18 protein-coding genes and 1 tRNA gene are annotated in these 16,344 nt (G+C 65.9%); 9 read left to right on the top strand and 10 right to left on the bottom strand.

The annotated features are described in order from the left end of the window. Positions 1-1,594: GTP-binding protein TypA/BipA (locus MJ956_RS15800; RefSeq protein WP_253965402.1), on the top strand; the 1,594-nt coding region annotated here is incomplete at its 5' end. A gap of 114 nt (positions 1,595-1,708) precedes the next feature. Here MJ956_RS15800 and MJ956_RS15795 read toward each other — a convergent pair. Then, positions 1,709-2,917 carry an aminotransferase class V-fold PLP-dependent enzyme gene (locus tag MJ956_RS15795; RefSeq protein ID WP_253965401.1) on the bottom strand — a complete coding sequence of 403 codons (1,209 nt, stop codon included), beginning with the start codon at positions 2,915-2,917 and terminating at the stop codon, positions 1,709-1,711. A 246-nt stretch (positions 2,918-3,163) separates the two neighbouring features. Here MJ956_RS15795 and MJ956_RS15790 point away from each other — a divergent pair, with 246 nt between their 5' ends. The 5 genes from MJ956_RS15790 to MJ956_RS15770 all read left to right on the top strand — a co-directional run bounded on the left by MJ956_RS15790 (position 3,164) and on the right by MJ956_RS15770 (position 6,643). Further along, entirely contained in the window at positions 3,164-3,544 is a 381-nt protein-coding gene (locus tag MJ956_RS15790) for a PH domain-containing protein (protein WP_253965400.1), read from the top strand. A 202-nt stretch (positions 3,545-3,746) separates the two neighbouring features. Then, on the top strand, positions 3,747-4,253 hold the full coding sequence (locus tag MJ956_RS15785) for a GNAT family N-acetyltransferase (protein ID WP_253965399.1): 507 nt from the start codon (positions 3,747-3,749) through the stop codon (positions 4,251-4,253). 194 nt (positions 4,254-4,447) lie between these two features. Next, positions 4,448-4,984 carry an inorganic diphosphatase gene (gene ppa / locus MJ956_RS15780; protein WP_253965398.1) on the top strand — a complete coding sequence of 179 codons (537 nt, stop codon included), beginning with the start codon at positions 4,448-4,450 and terminating at the stop codon, positions 4,982-4,984. Positions 4,985-5,201: 217 nt separating this feature from the next. Beyond that, positions 5,202-5,348 carry a DUF1127 domain-containing protein gene (locus MJ956_RS15775; protein ID WP_253965397.1) on the top strand — a complete coding sequence of 49 codons (147 nt, stop codon included), beginning with the start codon at positions 5,202-5,204 and terminating at the stop codon, positions 5,346-5,348. A 179-nt stretch (positions 5,349-5,527) separates the two neighbouring features. Continuing rightward, the gene (locus tag MJ956_RS15770; RefSeq protein ID WP_253965396.1) at positions 5,528-6,643 is read left to right on the top strand and encodes a hypothetical protein; all 1,116 of its coding nucleotides are present in this window, start codon (positions 5,528-5,530) and stop codon (positions 6,641-6,643) included. A gap of 134 nt (positions 6,644-6,777) precedes the next feature. Here MJ956_RS15770 and MJ956_RS15765 read toward each other — a convergent pair whose 3' ends face one another. Together MJ956_RS15765 and MJ956_RS15760 are read right to left on the bottom strand one after the other, a co-directional pair. After that, positions 6,778-7,104 (bottom strand): DUF167 family protein, encoded by a 327-nt coding sequence (locus tag MJ956_RS15765; protein ID WP_253965395.1) that lies wholly within the window; start codon positions 7,102-7,104, stop codon positions 6,778-6,780. Positions 7,105-7,126: 22 nt separating this feature from the next. Further along, a complete protein-coding gene (locus tag MJ956_RS15760; RefSeq protein ID WP_206454654.1) occupies positions 7,127-7,429 on the bottom strand; it encodes a YggT family protein in 303 nt (100 codons plus the stop codon). A gap of 149 nt (positions 7,430-7,578) precedes the next feature. On the opposite strand from MJ956_RS15760, the gene MJ956_RS15755 reads away from it, so the two are divergent. Together MJ956_RS15755 and MJ956_RS15750 are read left to right on the top strand one after the other, a co-directional pair. Further along, a tRNA-Ala gene (locus MJ956_RS15755) sits at positions 7,579-7,654 on the top strand. An 88-nt stretch (positions 7,655-7,742) separates the two neighbouring features. Further along, positions 7,743-9,011 (top strand): MFS transporter, encoded by a 1,269-nt coding sequence (locus tag MJ956_RS15750; protein WP_253965403.1) that lies wholly within the window; start codon positions 7,743-7,745, stop codon positions 9,009-9,011. A 53-nt stretch (positions 9,012-9,064) separates the two neighbouring features. On the opposite strand, the gene MJ956_RS15745 is transcribed toward MJ956_RS15750, so the two are convergent. Genes MJ956_RS15745 through MJ956_RS15725 form a run of 5 tightly spaced genes read right to left on the bottom strand, consistent with a single transcriptional unit; the run spans position 9,065 to position 13,846 of the window. Beyond that, entirely contained in the window at positions 9,065-9,772 is a 708-nt protein-coding gene (locus MJ956_RS15745; protein WP_253965394.1) for an HAD family hydrolase, read from the bottom strand. Between the two features lie 9 nt (positions 9,773-9,781). Further along, on the bottom strand, positions 9,782-10,570 hold the full coding sequence (locus MJ956_RS15740; protein WP_253965393.1) for a glutamine amidotransferase: 789 nt from the start codon (positions 10,568-10,570) through the stop codon (positions 9,782-9,784). Then, positions 10,570-11,037 carry a tellurite resistance TerB family protein gene (locus MJ956_RS15735; RefSeq protein ID WP_253965392.1) on the bottom strand — a complete coding sequence of 156 codons (468 nt, stop codon included), beginning with the start codon at positions 11,035-11,037 and terminating at the stop codon, positions 10,570-10,572. Before MJ956_RS15735 ends, MJ956_RS15740 begins: the two co-directional genes overlap by 1 nt. A gap of 46 nt (positions 11,038-11,083) precedes the next feature. Beyond that, complete coding sequence (locus tag MJ956_RS15730) at positions 11,084-12,745, bottom strand: heme biosynthesis protein HemY (RefSeq protein WP_253965391.1); 1,662 nt, start codon at positions 12,743-12,745, stop codon at positions 11,084-11,086. Positions 12,746-12,754: 9 nt separating this feature from the next. Next, positions 12,755-13,846, bottom strand: coding sequence for a COG4223 family protein (locus MJ956_RS15725; RefSeq protein ID WP_253965390.1), 1,092 nt, complete (start codon positions 13,844-13,846; stop codon positions 12,755-12,757). Here MJ956_RS15725 and MJ956_RS15720 point away from each other — a divergent pair. Then, positions 13,830-14,795, top strand: a complete 966-nt coding sequence (locus MJ956_RS15720; RefSeq protein WP_253965389.1) for a hypothetical protein — start codon at positions 13,830-13,832, stop codon at positions 14,793-14,795. The two genes, MJ956_RS15725 and MJ956_RS15720, sit on opposite strands and share 17 nt — an antisense overlap. Here the strand turns inward: MJ956_RS15720 and MJ956_RS15715 are convergent. Then, entirely contained in the window at positions 14,792-15,490 is a 699-nt protein-coding gene (locus tag MJ956_RS15715) for a uroporphyrinogen-III synthase (RefSeq protein ID WP_253965388.1), read from the bottom strand. The two genes, MJ956_RS15720 and MJ956_RS15715, sit on opposite strands and share 4 nt — an antisense overlap. Before the next feature lie 28 nt (positions 15,491-15,518). Then, the coding region (hemC, locus tag MJ956_RS15710) for a hydroxymethylbilane synthase (RefSeq protein WP_253965387.1) at positions 15,519-16,344 on the bottom strand (826 nt) is incomplete at its 5' end.

The following is a 16,344-nucleotide window of genomic DNA, read 5'->3' as shown; positions in this document are numbered from 1 at the left end:
TTTCGGCGGCGAGGTGGAGCGCATCCTCAACATGGTCGATGGCGCCGTCATCCTGGTCGACGCATCGGAAGGCCCGATGCCGCAGACGAAATTCGTGCTCGGCAAGGCGCTGAAGGTCGGGTTGAAGCCGATCGTGGCGATCAACAAGATCGACCGCGCCGACGAACGCCACCAGGAAGTGCTGAACGAGATTTTCGACCTTTTCGTCGCGCTCGACGCAACGGAAGAGCAGCTCGACTTCCCGGTGCTTTACGGTTCGGGCCGCGGCGGCTGGATGGCCGAGGAGCCGGAAGGCCCGCAGGACAAGGGTCTCGAGCCGCTGTTCGACCTGATCCTCAAGCACGTCCCCGAGCCGGACACCGCCGGCAAGGACGAGCCGTTCAAGATGATCGGCACGATTCTGGAGGCGAACCCCTTCCTCGGCCGGCTGATCACCGGTCGCATCCAGTCGGGCTCGATCAGGCCGAACCAGGCGGTCAAGGTGCTGCATGGCGACGGCAAGCTGCTGGAAACCGGCCGTATCTCGAAGATTCTCGCCTTCCGGGGCCTTGAGCGGGTGCCGCTCGAATTTGCCGAGGCGGGCGATATCGTCGCGATCGCGGGCCTGTCCAAGGGTACCGTCGCCGACACCTTCTGCGACCCTGCGGTCACCGAGCCGCTCAACGCCCAGCCGATCGATCCGCCGACGGTGACGATGTCCTTCATCGTCAACGATTCGCCGCTTGCCGGCACCGAGGGCGACAAGGTGACGAGCCGCGTCATCCGCGACCGTCTCCTGAAGGAAGCTGAGGGCAATGTCGCGCTGAAAATCGACGAGGCGGCCGACAAGGATTCCTTCTACGTCTCCGGTCGCGGCGAGCTGCAGCTGGCGGTGTTGATCGAAACCATGCGCCGCGAGGGCTTCGAGCTGGGGATTTCGCGTCCGCGCGTGGTCATGAAGGAAGGCGAGAACGGCGAGGTCCTGGAGCCGATCGAGGAGGTCGTCATCGACGTCGACGAGGAGCATTCCGGCGTCGTCGTGCAGAAGATGAGCGAGCGCAAGGCCGAGATGATCGAGCTGCGCCCGTCCGGCGGCGATCGTCAGCGTCTGGTGTTCCATGCTCCGACGCGTGGCCTGATCGGCTATCAGTCGGAGCTTTTGACCGACACCCGCGGCACGGCGATCATGAACCGGCTGTTCCATTCCTACGCGCCGTACAAGGGCGCGCTGCCGGGCCGCAACACCGGCGTCCTGATCTCCAACGACACCGGCGAGAGCGTCGCCTTCGCGATGTTCAACCTGGAAGATCGCGGCCCGATGGTCATCGATGCCGGCGTCAAGGTCTATGCCGGCATGATCATCGGCATCCACACCCGCGAGAACGATCTGGAAGTGAACGTGCTCAAAGGCAAGAAGCTGACCAACATGCGCGCGTCGGGCAAGGACGAGGCGATCAAGCTGACGCCGCCGATCCGCATGACGCTGGACCGGGCGCTCTCCTGGATCCAGGACGACGAGCTGGTCGAGGTGACGCCGAAGACCATCCGGCTGCGCAAGATCTATCTCGACTCGAACGAGCGCAAGCGCTTCGACAAGAGCCGCAAGGCGGCCTGATCACCCGGCGTTCCCGGCCGCGCCACCTTCCTGTTCGACGATAAACGGGTGCCTGCTTTCGCGGGCACCCGTTTATCGTCGGCTCGACTCTGGAAAATCGCCCGGTCGAATCCGTTACGCGGCGGCCACGCGCGATCCGGTCGCCTCGCCGCTTCGATCGCGGTAATAATCCTGCGCCGCCGCCACGCCCGAGCCCAGATCGATCCGGGCGCCTGCATCGACCAGCGCCATTTCGGCAATGCTGAGCGCTGTCAGACACATACCCGCGTTGAGATCGCCGAGATGGCCGATGCGGAACACCTTGCCGGACAATTGCGCGAGCCCGCTGCCGAACGAGGTTTCGTAGCGTTCATAGGCGATCTTGAGTACCGCGTTGGCATCGACCCCTTCCGGCACGCGAATCGCCGACACCGTGTCCGAATGCCATCGCGGCGCGACCGCCTGGAGCTTCAGCCCCATGCCGGCGACGCCGCGCCGGACGCCTTCGGCCAGCCGGTGGTGGCGCGCAAAGACGTCATCGAGCCCTTCCTCGAACAGCATGTCCAAGGCGACCCTCAGCCCGTGGAAGAACTGAGTCGGCGGCGTATAGGGGAAATAGCCCTGGTCGTTGGTGGCGAGCATGTCGGCGAAGGAGAAGTAGCACCGCTCCATCTTCGGCCGATTGTCGCGATGCGCCGCCAGCGCCTTTTCCGACACCGACAGGAACGACAGTCCGGCCGGCAGCATGAAGCCCTTCTGCGAGCCGGCGACGGCGAGGTCCACGCCCCATTCGTCCTGGCGGAAATCGATCGAGGCGATCGACGAGACGCCGTCGACAAAGATCATGGCGGGATGCGAATGGGCGTCGAGCAGCTTGCGCACCCCGGCGATATCCGACGCCACGCCCGTCGCCGTCTCATTCTGGGTGGCGAAGACGGCGCGGATTTCATGCGCCTTGTCGGCGGCGATGACACGCTCGTAATCGTCCAGCGGCACGCCCGCCCCCCATTCGACGTCGATCGCCGTCACGTCGAGGCCGAGGCGGATCGCCATATCCACCCACAAGTGCGAAAATTGGCCGAAGCGCGACATCAAGACCTTGTCGCCCCGCGCGAGCGTGTTCTGGATGGCCGCCTCCCAGGCGCCCGTTCCCGAAGAGGGATACATGAAGACGCGACCGTCCTCGTTCCGGAAAACCTTCTTCAGGTCGCGAAACAAGGGCAAGGTCAGGGCGGGTAAATCCGGCGAGCGCTGATCCTCCATCGGGACGTTCAGGGCGCGGCGGACGCGCTCGGGAACATTGGTCGGGCCAGGGATGAACAGATGTCGGATACCGTGTTTCAAGCTTACCTCCCATTCGCCTGCACACATGCAAACGCCTGCACACATGCAAACGCACCCGCTTGCGCCGGCTCTCGCCGATCATATCGAATCATGCGTCCCAATGCGTGCTTTCAATTTCTTTCGTCACAGTGAGTATTTCTTAGGTACGTTCCTAGTTCCTCGCCGTCGCCGGCAGACCGTTCTGGACAGGGCCGGCACGATCGTTATCCAGTCGCGTCGCCAGATTGACGAAAGCGAGCGAGTCGAATGGGCATATTATCCGGCCTCATGGGCCTGACCAGCGACGCCGATATCGATGAGGTTCGAAGCGACCTCGGCCCGATCCTGCTGCCTGACGAAGACGTCGATCTGGCGTTCCGGGTGGTCCGCGATCTGTTCGTCTTCACCGATCTTCGTCTGATCATCGTCGACAAGCAGGGCATGACCGGCCGCAAGCGGCACATCCAATCGATTCCCTATCGCGCGATCACGATGTTCGCGATCGAGACGGCCGGCAATTTCGATGCCGACTCCGAACTCACGCTGTGGATGAGCGGACAGCCGCCGCTGTTGCGCCAATTGTCGCGCCGCGCCGACATCGCCGGTATCCAGCGCGCGCTGGCGCAGGGGACGCTCAGCCGAAAGTGAGACGCTTTGCCTGCGGCGCGTCGCGCAAGCGCCTGCAGTCCCCGCGATAGACCGGACGCTCCTCGGTCACCCAAAAAAGCTGGGAACAACCCGATTAACCGCGTCGGCAACGCCGCGTCGCGATTGCTGCTCGCCCACGATCGGCGGAAAAATGAGCGGCGAACGAGACGGATCGGCCGAGACGGTTTATGGTTAATATCCAATGAACACGATTGTCGCCGAAACTCGCCTTGCCGAATCCCGCGACACCGCGTCGCTAGCCGCGGTGCATGAAGCGGCATGGCGCGGCGCCTATGCCGGCCTGATCCCCCACAACAGCCTCTCCCGGATGATCGGGCGGCGTCGTGAACCCTGGTGGGACCGGGCGATCCGCGGCGGCGCGGCGATCCTGGTGGTCGAGTTTGCCGGGGAAACGGTCGGCTATGCGACCCTCGGGCACAACCGGGCGGAGGCGATCAGGGCCGAGGGCGAAATCTACGAACTCTACATCCGGCCGGAATATCAAGGACTGGGCTTCGGAGGGCGCCTGTTCAAGGCGGCGCGAGGCCTTTTGGCCGACCGCCGCCTGAGCGGTCTGGTGGTCTGGGCGCTCGCGGACAATCTCCAGGCCGTCGACTTCTATACGCGGCTCGGCGGCGCCGATGTCGCCGAGGGCAGCGAAGTGTTCGAGGGCCGCGTTCTCGGCAAGATCGCCTTCGTCTGGCCCTGACCGCGGACCGTCATCGAGGCGATCGCACGGGTTTGTTGCACCGCCCTTCGGGAGCGGTTAGAGCAACGGTCGACCCCCAAGGCGCCGCAAATCGAGATTCCTCCGCGCTTTGACAAGCCAACAATCCCGGCGCTCACGCCCTCGGTGCCCCGACGCGCCGACCGGCCGGCCCGAGACAGTGAAGAGGACAGATCATGCGCATCGATGCGATCGCCATCGGCAACACTCCCCCCGACGATATCAACGTCATCATCGAGGTGCCGCTCGGCGGTCATCCGATCAAATACGAGATGGACAAGGAAGCCGGTTGCCTCGTCGTCGACCGGTTCCTCTATACGCCGATGACCTATCCGGGGAATTACGGCTTCGTGCCGCACACGCTGTCCGACGACGGCGACCCGATCGACGTGCTGATCTGCAATACCCGCCCGCTGTTTCCCGGCTGCGTCATAAACTGCCGGCCGATCGGCGTTCTGATCATGGAAGACAACAAGGGCCAGGACGAGAAAATCATCGCGGTGCCCTCGCCGCACATCACCCGGCGCTTCGAGATGGTGCGGGAATACAAGGACCTGCCGGAAATCACCTTGCAGCAGGTGGAGCACTTCTTCGAGCACTACAAGGACCTGGAGCCTGGCAAGTGGGTGAAGATCGGCGACTGGGGCGACAGCGACAAGGCCCGCGCGCTGATCACGGAAGCCATCGAACGCGAAAAGCAGCCGAAGGCCTGAGCGGACCCGATCGGGCGGCGCACAAGCGCCGCTCGCGTGGCCAAACATCGTCCGCGAATGAAAAGCGATCATTTCATGAACGATTGAAATCCGGTGAATAATCGGATGCCTCCGCCATGCGCAGACTGCACACCAGATTTGCAATGAAATGCTCTCCTTTTGTGCAATGCAACATCCTATATCCGGGTCATCGCAACGTCATCCTTGGACAAGACCCATGTTTCGCAGCATCGCCAGCCGCCTGCACTCCTACCGCAGCCGGCGCAACGACATCCGCCAGCTCCAGCTCATGGACGACCGTGAACTTGCCGACATCGGCGTCGGCCGGGCCGACATCGCACGCGCCGTTCGCTTCGGCCGCTAAAGCGCCGTACGTCCGTTCGGACGCGAAAGGACGCTCTGACCAAGCCTCCGACCGTGGAGCCTTCCGGACGGGCGACCTCTTGAGACACCGCCTTAACGCCGCCGCCGTGAACAACGGACGGGCGGCGTTTTTGCGTCCGGCAGTCTCGTGTACCGCCCGGACCGACAAGGCGATGCCGATTGCTGCCGCTGCGGCATATCATTGCAATCACGCAGCCATTCGATAGGATAAGCGACGGACGCGGCATTTCTGGTCAGGGGGAACGCGCAATGGTCAAGCCGTTGAAAATCAAGCCGGGGGTCGATGAGATCTTCGGGACGGGCAACGCGGACAAGTTTCTGTTGTCCGCGTCGAGCAAGAATTCCGAAATTGTCACGATCAACAATTTTGAACTTGGGATCGATCAGCTTCAGTACGGCAAGATGAACGCGGTCGGGTACTCGTTCGAATGGGTCGACGACGGCGGTGATAGCCAGCAGAACGATCTGCTCATCACGATGGGCAACCAGAAGGTGCTGCTCTCCAATGTCGGCGATCAGGTTCCAGACCCGGTGGAATTCGACTTCTTCCAGGGATTCGAGGATGACACGAGCGGCGTGATCGATGGCGGCGGCGGTTGGTTCGGAAACGTTACCCAAACCAACACGGGTGCGAATGGCATCGACGCGGCATCTGGTGATTTCTATGGGATCGTCGAGCAAACCGGAGGTTCCTCGCCTACCGGTCCGTTCACCCGCTATGGCGATCGGGACGCGGATCCATTCGACGGTGAATACACGACCTCGATCAAGGTCTATCTCGACTCTGCGGCCGATGGCGGCGGCGGATGGGATGACGGCGAGGGTTTCGACTTCTCGGTAGCTGCCAACAAGACCGACGACACGCATCTGCGCGACTTCATCTTCCATGTCACGCAGGACACCAGCACCGGTGATCTCCTGATCAATGCAAGCAACAACACCAACTTCGATCCGCGCGAGGATCTCGACACACTCGCAGGGACAGCCACCATCACCGAAGACGGATGGTATACGTTCGAGCACCGCTTCTATGACAATGGCGGCGTTCTGGCGGTCGACCTCAACGTCATCGACGAGGACGGCACGATCATCTTCACCAAAACGCTCTCTGACGCCGGTGACGATATCAACAATGTCGGCACCGATCCTCGATATGGGTGGTTCACGAATATCGATGTCGATGGGGGAATCGCGGTCGACGATTGGTCCTTGCAGCACGAGCAGAACCAAATCCAGAATCTGCCCCTTGTGGATGATATCTTCGGGATGGGGTAATCGCCTACTGCCCGGGCGGCTACTCCCAAGGCCGCCCGCCCCCACGTCCCCGGGACACCGGGGCCTTTCGACCGCTGGAAACCAGGCAGATGGGGTTACGGCATTTCGAGACCCCGCTTGGTCAGGCCAAGCCGTCAGAATCTGCATCCGCAGTTGCTATTGAGGACGGAGAGAACCGTCGCGATCCGCTCTGGATCGCCCTCGATCCGCAGCGTTTTCTCGCGTGACGTGTGACCGGCGGCCACCGCAACGGACGATTTCGGCACACCCAGCGCCTTGGCCAGCATGGCCGTCAGCGCCTTGTTCGCCTTGCCGTCCTCCGGCGCCGCCCGGACCCGCGCGCGCAAATGCAAATGCCCGTCGGCACCTGCCTCCGGCCCGTCGAGCGAGGATTTCGGCGTCAGTCTGGCCTCGACGAGCACGGCCTCATCGACGACGCGCCAGAAGCGCGGCTCCGTCAACGCCGACGGTCGCGCAGCCGGCTCAGACGCCGGCGCTGTAGATCGCCGGATTGACGTAATAGACCAGCAGATACTGCAGGAACATGATCCCGAAAAGCACGACCAGCGGCGACAGGTCGATGCCACCGAGGTCGGGCAGCACTTTGCGGATGCGCCGATAGACCGGCTCGGTCAGCTGCCACAGGAAGCGCCCCACCGAATCGACGAAAGGATTGCCCGGATTGACGATGTTGAAGGCGTAGAGCCAGGACAGGATCGCCGAGGCGATGACGATCCACCAATACAGGTTGAGCGCCTGATAGAGAACGTAAGTGACTGCGAGCATGAAACGGGGACCTTTCCGACGACGGCCCCGATGTAGCCATCGCCCCTTGAAATCGCAAGCCGGCGACGGCCGCGCGAAGGCCGGCACCGCCGATTGCCCGTTGACACCGCCGAACCCCGCGCCCTATATCCCGATCGCAATGGTGGACGGGGGCTGTAGCTCAGTTGGGAGAGCGCGTCGTTCGCAATGACGAGGTCAGCGGTTCGATCCCGCTCAGCTCCACCAGCCGCTTCCTTCCCTCTCCAGGCCATCCCGAAATCCTGGTGTCATCGGCCCCGGCCGAACCATGGCGGGCACCGCGGTGACACAAGAGATCGAGGCCGATAGCGGCGCGCCGTCGGATGCAGGCCCGAGCGCCGTCCCTTCCGACGAGCGGTTCGCCGCGTTCCGTAATCCACGTTTCCTGCGCTACTGGCTCGCCCGCTTTTTCTCGACCTTCGCCATCCAGATCGTCATCGTCTCGGTCGGCTGGCAAATCTACGATCTGACCCGCAATCCGCTCGATCTCGGCATTATCGGCCTTTGCCAATTCCTGCCCGCCCTGCTCCTGGTTCTCGTCACGGGGGCGGCGGCCGACCGGTTTTCGCGGCGGCTGATCATGGGACTCGCGATCATCGTCGAGGCAATCGGTGCACTCGCGCTGCTGCTGCTGACATGGCATGGCCTCGCCTCGCCGCTGCCGGTCTTCGCCGTTTTGACCGGCTTCGGCATCGCCCGCGCCTTCTTCGGCCCGTCCTCGCAGTCGCTCGTGGTCAATCTCGTGACCCGGCAGGAACTCGCCAACGCCATCGCCTGGAACTCCTCCTCGTGGCAGATCGCCGCGATCGTCGGCCCGGTCGCGGGCGGGTTGCTCTACGGCGTCTCGCCGCTCGCCGCCTATACGACCGGCCTCACGCTCTTTCTCGGCGCCGCTGTACTGGTGATGTCGATCCGCGCGCCTGCCCACAAGCGCGTTTCCGAGCCAGCGAGCTTCGAGACGGTCATTGCCGGCTTCCGCTACATCTGGTCGGAAAAGGTGGTGCTCGGCGCGATCTCGCTCGATCTCTTCGCTGTCCTCTTGGGGGGTGCCGTCGCGATGATGCCTGTCTATGCCCGCGACGTTCTCGATGTCGGCCCCTGGGGTCTCGGTCTGCTGCGCGCGGCGCCGGGGATCGGCGCGGTCTCGATGGCGATCTGGCTGGCTGCCAATCCGATCAAGGACAATGCCGGAGCGATCATGCTCGCCTTCGTCGGGCTGTTCGGCGCCTTCACGCTCCTCTTCGGCCTCGCCACGGTTCCGTGGCTGGCGATCGTCGCGCTCGCGCTCGCGGGCGCCTCCGACATGATAAGCGTCTATGTCCGCGAAACGCTGCTGCAGCTGTGGACGCCGGACACCGTGCGCGGCCGGGTCAACGCCGTCAACATGGTTTTTCTCGGCGCCTCCAACGAACTCGGCGAATTTCGCGCCGGCGTCATGGCCTTCTGGATCGGGGCGGTACCGGCGGTGGTTATCGGCGGCGCCGCGACCATCGGGGTCGCCGGCCTATGGGCCTGGATGTTCCCGGATTTGCGCCGCGTCCGCCATCTCGCCAGCCGGGACTGACCTCAGGGCGACTGGACCTATGCCACCGCCGCAATTCGCGGCGGATGGTTGGCTCAACCGATACCGGCGATCAGCCCGGGCACTTCGCCGAGGCGCGCGACGCGGCGAAAGCGTGGCTCGGCCGCCGGCTGCTCGGCGTGTTCCAGCGCCCAGATCAGTTCATGCGGCACATGCACGCCATAGCTGCCCGCGGCGATCGCTGGCAGAACGTCCGATTTCAGCGAATTGCCGACCATCATCGCCCGCGCCGGTCCGTCGCCGTGGCGTGTGAAAATCCGTTCGTAGGTCGCCGCTGACTTGTCGCTGACGATTTCGATCGCGTCGAAGAAACCGCCGAGCCCGGAGGCGGCGAGCTTCCTTTCCTGGTCGAACAGATCGCCCTTGGTGATCAGCACCAGCCGGTAGCGTCCGGCCAGCGCTTCCAGCGTCTCCTTCGCTTCCGGCAGGGTCTCCACCGGGTGCTCCAGCATCTCTCGGCCGGCGTCGAGGATCTGGCGCATGATCTGCGGCGAGGCGGCGTCGCCGGTGACATCCAGCGCGGTCTCGATCATCGACAGGACAAAGCCCTTGATGCCGAAACCGTAACGGGCAAGGTTGCGGCGTTCGGCCTCGAGCAGTCGGCTCGACACGACCTCGCCCGCCGCCTGGTCCGCGAGCATCTCGCGAAACCGCGCCTCGGTCAGCTGGAAGAACCGCTCATTGTGCCAGAGCGTGTCGTCGGCGTCGAAGCCGATAGTGGTGAGCGAAGTACCGGACGGCATGATCCGACCTCATCCCTCCGCCCGCACTCCGAAAATCCGGGCGAGAAATTCCTCCAGCCAACGCCGGATCGGCGCGTCGTAGATCGCCCGCCCGTCAAAATGCTGACGCCGCCCCTGCGCGCCCGGCAGCTTCAGCCGCTCGTGCCCGCGCGTCGTCCAGCGATGCATCATGGCGAGCGTCAGCTCGGCGTGGAACTGCACGCCATAGGCGGTCTTGCCATAGCTGAACGCCTGGTTCGGATACCAGTCGCCCGTCGCAAGGCGTTTCGCGCCATGCGGCAGCTCGAAGCCCTCACGATGCCATTGATAGGCCATGTCCGGCCAGTGCGGCATCAGCATTCGGCCCTCCGGTGTCGGGCGGATCGGATAATAGCCACCCTCGGCGAAGCCACGCGGATGGCTGGCGACCGAAGCGCCGAGATGCTTGGCGAGCATCTGCGCGCCGAGACAGATGCCGAGGAACGGCCGCTCCTCGGCCAGCGGCACCTTCAGCCAATCGATCTCGCGGATCAGGTGCGCGTCGGTGTCGTTGGCGCTGGGCGGTCCGCCGAAAACGATGGCGCCGCCGTGCTCCTCCAGCGTGTCCGGCAGCGCGTCGCCCATCACCGGGCGGCGGATATCGAGTGTCACGTCATGCGCCTGGAGTATCTGCCCGACACGGCCCGGCGTAGAGGATTCCTGATGCAGGACAATCAAAATCGGGCGCGCGTCGGCGCCGTCGAGGCTGTAGCGGTGTTCCGCCGCCGCATGACGGACGGTTTCGGCGGCGTCGTGTTCGCGCTTGTCGTAATAGGCCATCAGTCGGAAAGCCCGCTCCTGTTTGCCGCCTCCCGCTTCATCAACATACGATCCCGCGTCGAAACCCCGAGAAGGTCGGAAATGCGCCAGATCAGGTTGTCCTCCAGTTCATGGACCTCGCCATCGGCGTAAGTCACCTCCCAAAGCATCTCGACGAAACGGACCCGATGCTCGGCCTCCATCCGCGCCTTGAGGACCGAGGTGAACTGATAGAGATCGACGGCGCCGGCGTCCGCCTCGCGGCCGGCTTCGGCGATCCTGTCGGCCTCGGCCGGGTCGAGCCCGAACTCCTGCGCCAGCACCGCTCGCGTTTTCTTCCGTTCTTCGTCCGTCACGATGCCGTCGGCGCCGATGATGTGGAATAAGAGCGCGGCGGTCGCGACTCGCAAATCGTCCGCGCCCGACGCTTCGCGCGCCGACTCGTCCTTGCCGATCGTCCGCAGGAAATCCCGAAACGACTCGAACATCATCCTACGCTCTGCCCGGTAGCCTGGGGTCGGCTAACTGCCCAGATCAAGCGAAGCGAGCCTCCTTGCGGTCCTCGCTGGTCGGGCCCGCGCCGCCCGCCGCCGGCTTGTCGCCATCCGGCTTATTCTTGCCGATGGCGGGGCCATCCGCGGACTTCGCGGGTTCCGGCTTGGATTGGGCCGGCGCACCGTTTACAGAGGATGCTTCGGTTTCCCGCGGACCATTCGGCGTCGCGGGAGTGCTCGGCTGCGTGGACGCGGATGTCGACCCGTCCTCGCTTTTCCCGGTCTCGACCGACGTCGCCAATGCGTCCGCCGCCTTGTCGGTGCGTTTCGGCTCGGCCTCCGGGATTTCGGTTACCTCGATGGTCCTGGTATCGCGGCCCGCCTCCGCTTCGATGAGCCGGCCCTCGCCACCCATGTGCTCAACCGGCACTTTCCAACGGAAGGCGTCCAGCCGTCCGGTCACCGGCGACGTCGGCGCCCAGACCTTCGACACATAACCGTCGGCGGTCCAGGCGGGATCACGCTCCGCGCGGATCGCCTTGGCCAGCCACTCGCGCACCCGGCCGACCTCGCCGCTGTCGTCTTCCTCGATGTCGGCGAGCAGCAGGTAGCCACTTTCGCGCGGTTCCGCCTCGACCGCCGCAAGCGCGGACTTGCGCGCCAGCTCCAAGTCGCCGGCGTCGAGCGCGGCCCGGGCGAGACACATCTCCGCCTCGAAATTACCGGGACGCAGACCATGCAGCTTCCGGGCACGCTTCAGCCGGTCCTCGGCGGAGTCGCCGGGGCGGGCGCGCACATAAGCCTCGGCGATGTCGGGATGGGGGGCGTGCGTCCAGCTGGATTCGAGAATCTTCGACCCGCGGCGTAGATCACCCAGTCGGAACAGCGCTTCCGCCGCGACCAGAGCAGCCGGGGTCAGATCCGGCGCGAGCTTGTGCGCCTCGATGCCGGCCGCCTTGGCCGTCGACGGATCGCTCTCGGCGACCGTCATCGCCTTGGCGGTCAAAAGCACCGCGCGCAGCCGCTTGGATTCGTCCCGATCGATCAGGCGGGTATTCTTCTGCGCCTCGAGAATATCGAGCGCCCCGTCCCACTCGCCGGCAAGCGACTTGGCTTCAAGAACGGCGCCGCCGGCCCAGGGCACATGCGGCGCGATCCGCACCGCCCGCTCCGCATAATGGCGGGCCGCGCCTTCGTCGCCGACGCGCTCGGCCTCCAGAAACAGGCCGCGCAGCGCCAGCAGCCGCGTTTCGGGGTCGCGCTCCATCTGCTCGAAGGCCCCGCGCGCCCGCGCATGATCGCCCTCGATCATGGCGGTCTGGGCGTCGAGGAAGCGAATCAGCGGCTCCTTGCGTGTGTCCAGCAGCTTTTCGCTGCGTTTGGTCATCCGCCGCGCCTCGATCGCATCGCCGGCACCGGCGGCGATGATGCCGTTCGACAACGCATGATAACCGCGATCGCGTTTGCGGGTGCTCCACCAGCTGCCAATGGCGCCCGGTGTCTTGAAGAAGAGCCCGACCAGCCAGACCACCAGGAGAACGGCGACGATCAGCGCTCCGAGCGCGATCAGGAAGACCATCAGGCTGGTTTCGACGTTGCGGCCCTGCCAGACGAAGGTCACCTGGCCTGGATTGTCCGCCATCCAGGAAAAGCCGATGCCGGCTGCCAGGACAATGAGAAAGAAGGCGAGGATTCGCAGCATGTTAGTTCCTTAGCCCTGATTGGCTTGGCCGGTCGGCTGGTCAGCCGGAGACCCGCTACCGGCTGCGCCCGCCGGCGCTGGGGCAAGCGCCGAGGAAAGCGCTTCGGCGACGACGCGATCGGCCGTCCGCCGCGCCGCCACGCGGTTTGCGAAGTCTTGGCTGACATCCTTCGCCGCCTGGGGCAGGGCCTGCCATTCGGATTGCCACCCGGCGAGGTCGCCGCTCTCGATGGCCGCATCGAGCCGGGCCAAAGCGGCATCGGGGCCTTCGCTCGTCGCCGCCGTCTCGCCGGTGGGGCGCACCTGCACGAGCGAGCGAAGCCCTGACAGAAGTTGCTCCTGCACCGGCGCGTCGGGCAACGCCGGCCGTAGGCTTTCGGCGATTGCGTCCTCCACAGCCGGCCACTCGGCCGCCAATGCCTGCTTCGACGGCACGCCATCGGCCGCGAAAGCCCGCAAGTCCTCGGTCGCGGCGCCCGCACCCGTCGCCTCGGCATAGGTTTCGAGCTGGCGCATGAACGGCCCGCCCTGGTCGATGGCGGATTTTAGGTTCGCCGCCGCAAGCGCCACATCGGCACGGCGGTTGCTCGCTTCCATTCCGGCAATCCGGCTTTCGAACTGGGCAACGGCCTCATCCACTTTCGCGTTCGCCTGCTCTGCAGTCTGCTGCGCGGCAGCAGCCGTCTGGCGAGCCTCGCCCGCGGTCTGCTGCGCGGTGGTCGCGGCCTCCTGCGCCGCGTTCGCGGTCTCCTGCGCGGCCGCTGCGGTCTGCTGTGCAGCCGCCGCTGTATCGCCGGCCTGCTGCGCTCCCGCCGCCGCGTCCGCTCCGGTTGTCGACACGGAGCTTTCGAGCGCCTCGATCCGCTGGGACAGGGCCGTCAGTTGTTCCGCCGCCGCGCCATTTTCAGCCGGTGCGGCGGGCGCGCCTTGCACCCGGTCGCGCAAGGCGGCGACTTCGCCGCTCAGCGCATTGAGCTGTTCGGCGCTCGCCATCACCTCGCCGGTCTCCTCCACGCCGCCGAGCGCGGGAAGATAGCCGCCCGCCTGCAGCGCCGCCGCGCCGCCCAAGGCCAGGATCGCGCCGATGATGCCGGCCGCCACGGCGCCGCCGAAGCCGGTGCCGGAAGAGCGCTCCCGCTCAGCCCTTTCCGAAGCCCCGGGGCCCGGCGCGGCCGATGCCGACGACCGAGCGGCCGCGGCGGAGGCCGGCGTGGGAGTTGGACTCGTGGGTGTCGACGAGGGCCGGCTCGCAGCTGTAGACCCCGACTTGACGGCGGCGGTGGTCGCCGCGGCAGGCGAGGGCGACGGCTTGGCGTCGCCGGGCTTGGCGTTCAAAGCACTCGCACTCGTCATGGAGGACGCGGGCTTGGCCGCCGCGCCGGACGGAGCGGCGGGTTTGCCGCCTGTGACGACGGGCGGTGTTCCGGCCGGCGTTGCCGGCACGGATCCCGGTCCGCTGTCGGCCGCGGCCGGTTTTGTGGATGACGCTGCGACCGCCCCGCCCGTCGCGGCCGCCTTGGCGCTCTCCTTGCCGGACGGCGTCGACGCGGCCGACGGAGCCGGCGCCGGCTTCACGTCGCCGGGCTTGGGAGGGGCAGAGGCAGAGGCGCCAGCCGGACGACCGGCATCGGCCGGCGAAGCTGCCTTCGCCCCATCCGGCGTGATCTTGGCGGCATCCTTCGCGGCGGCACCAGCCGCAGCGGGCGAAGCCGCGCCGGCGCGCTCCGCTGACGCCCGGTTGGCCGGCTGCGACGCCGTACCCGCAGGGGCCCCCGCATCGGCCGGTTTCGCCGCGCTCTGTGCCTCGGTACTCGCTTTCTTGTCGCCGTCAGTCACAGTGTTCTTTTCCGCTTTCAGATCGATCGTCTGCCCACGCGTCTGCTTCGGCTTCGACCGCCGGGGACGGTTGGTCATCGCGTTTGCTCCATTCCTGCTGGCTCGCGCGCATGGGATCGCCGGTTCCGCGCGCCGCACTCAATCGAGCGTATTCGTCCTTCATTCGTGCGGGCCGTGCAAGCATCGTCTCGTTCCAACGATCAAACTAGGTTAGTCGATGCATTCGAAAAGCGAAGCAAGCCCGGCATTTGAAGAAATTATCGCGTCGCGGCGAAGCGCCGGTGGCAGCGCATCGGCGATTCGCCTCGACAGGGCGAGCATGGTCGGCATCGGCTGGAACAGCGGCGGCAGCCGCTCCGCGAGCCTGCAAAATGCCTCCGCCTGCCCCGTCGAAAGCAGGAGCACGGCGTCCGGCGCCGCACCGCCGAACACGGAAACGACCGCCGCGTCGTCCGGTGCGAGGCGGATCATCTCATAGACCTCCCAGACGACATACGGGATCGCCGCCGCGTCTAGAGCTTCCTCCAGCGTGCCGGTTCGCGTCCGGCCCGCCGCGTAAAGAAGCGAGGTCGCGGCGGAAAGCCCCGCTGCATCGGCGAGCCGGGCGATGTCCAGAGCTGTGCCGCCGGCAATCCGCACATCGGCAAAGCCGGCCGCGCGCGCCGCTTCGCCGGTTCGTTCGCCAACCGCGAAGACCGGCCGCGGATCGGCGGGAAAATGCCGGGCGAGGGCCGGCACGGCGCGGGCGCTGGTGACGGCGAATCCGGCGAACGCCCCCTGCGGCGGACCCTGGTCGAGAGGCAGCGTCGCCTCCAGCGGCAGGACCAGCGGCTGGTGGCCACGCGCTTCGAGTGCCACGGCGGTGCGCATCGCCTCGTCGCGCTCGCGCAGGATCAGGACGCGCGCCATCGCTAACCTTGCGACCGATCGCGGGTCTTCACTTCGCCCAGCCGTCGAAGAAGCCGGGTCCGGCCGCCTCGAGGACGTCGCGCCCGGCCAGCCGCCCGATCGTCTCGGCGTCCGTAACGAGGCCGCTGCGCCGGGTCTCGTGCATCCCGGCGCCATCCGGCGTCAGAATCATGCCGTGCAGGGTCAACGTGCCGTCTTCATGGCGTGTCGCATGGGCCGCGATCGGCGTCCGGCAGGAACCGTCGAGCTCGGCGAGGAAGGCGCGCTCGGCGGTCAGCGCGTCGGTCGTCTCGGCGTGTGCGATCGCCGCGACCAGCGTCTCGATCCTTGTATCGCCGATCCGGCTTTCGATGCAGATCGCGCCCTGACCCGGCGCCGGCGGAAACGCCGCGACGTCGAGAATGTCGGTGGCGACATGGCTCATATCCATGCGGTTGAGCCCGGCCAGCGCCAGCAGCGTCGCGTCGACCTGGCCTTCCTCGAGCTTGCGCAAGCGACTTTGGACGTTGCCGCGAAAATTGATGACGTTGAGATCCGGCCGCTGCCGCTTCAACAGCGCCTGGCGCCGGAGCGAGGCGGAGCCGACCGTCGCGCCTTCCGGCAAACCGGCGATCGTGCGGCCGCTTCGCCCGATGAAGGCGTCGCGCACATCCTCCCGCGGCAGGAAGGCCGAGATCGCCAGACCATCGGGTATCGCGGTCGCCATGTCCTTGGACGAATGCACGGCGAGATCGATCCGATCATCGAGAAGCGCGGCCTCGATCTCCTTGGTGAACAGGCCCTTGCCGCCGACCTCCGACAGCGGCCGATCGAGGATGCGATCGCCGGAGGTGGAGATCACCTCGATCGCGAAA

It is taken from the genome of Aurantimonas marianensis, from assembly GCF_024195285.1.
Taxonomy (GTDB): domain Bacteria; phylum Pseudomonadota; class Alphaproteobacteria; order Rhizobiales; family Rhizobiaceae; genus Aurantimonas; species Aurantimonas marianensis.
The sequence above is the reverse complement of the archived record's forward strand: the minus strand, read 5'-3'. Positions and strand labels throughout refer to the sequence as shown.

Excerpts from the sequence above, each read along its gene's own strand:
- MJ956_RS15790 (WP_253965400.1), top strand. The coding sequence starts at position 3,164 with ATGGGCATATTATCCGGCCTCATGGGCCTGACCAGCGACGCCGATATC.
- MJ956_RS15785 (WP_253965399.1), top strand. The coding sequence starts at position 3,747 with ATGAACACGATTGTCGCCGAAACTCGCCTTGCCGAATCCCGCGACACC.
- ppa (WP_253965398.1), top strand. The coding sequence starts at position 4,448 with ATGCGCATCGATGCGATCGCCATCGGCAACACTCCCCCCGACGATATC.
- MJ956_RS15775 (WP_253965397.1), top strand. The coding sequence starts at position 5,202 with ATGTTTCGCAGCATCGCCAGCCGCCTGCACTCCTACCGCAGCCGGCGC.
- MJ956_RS15760 (WP_206454654.1), bottom strand. The coding sequence starts at position 7,429 with ATGCTCGCAGTCACTTACGTTCTCTATCAGGCGCTCAACCTGTATTGG.
- MJ956_RS15745 (WP_253965394.1), bottom strand. The coding sequence starts at position 9,772 with ATGCCGTCCGGTACTTCGCTCACCACTATCGGCTTCGACGCCGACGAC.
- MJ956_RS15740 (WP_253965393.1), bottom strand. The coding sequence starts at position 10,570 with ATGGCCTATTACGACAAGCGCGAACACGACGCCGCCGAAACCGTCCGT.
- MJ956_RS15735 (WP_253965392.1), bottom strand. The coding sequence starts at position 11,037 with ATGTTCGAGTCGTTTCGGGATTTCCTGCGGACGATCGGCAAGGACGAG.
- MJ956_RS15730 (WP_253965391.1), bottom strand. The coding sequence starts at position 12,745 with ATGCTGCGAATCCTCGCCTTCTTTCTCATTGTCCTGGCAGCCGGCATC.
- MJ956_RS15720 (WP_253965389.1), top strand. The coding sequence starts at position 13,830 with ATGATGCCGGCCGCCACGGCGCCGCCGAAGCCGGTGCCGGAAGAGCGC.
- MJ956_RS15715 (WP_253965388.1), bottom strand. The coding sequence starts at position 15,490 with ATGGCGCGCGTCCTGATCCTGCGCGAGCGCGACGAGGCGATGCGCACC.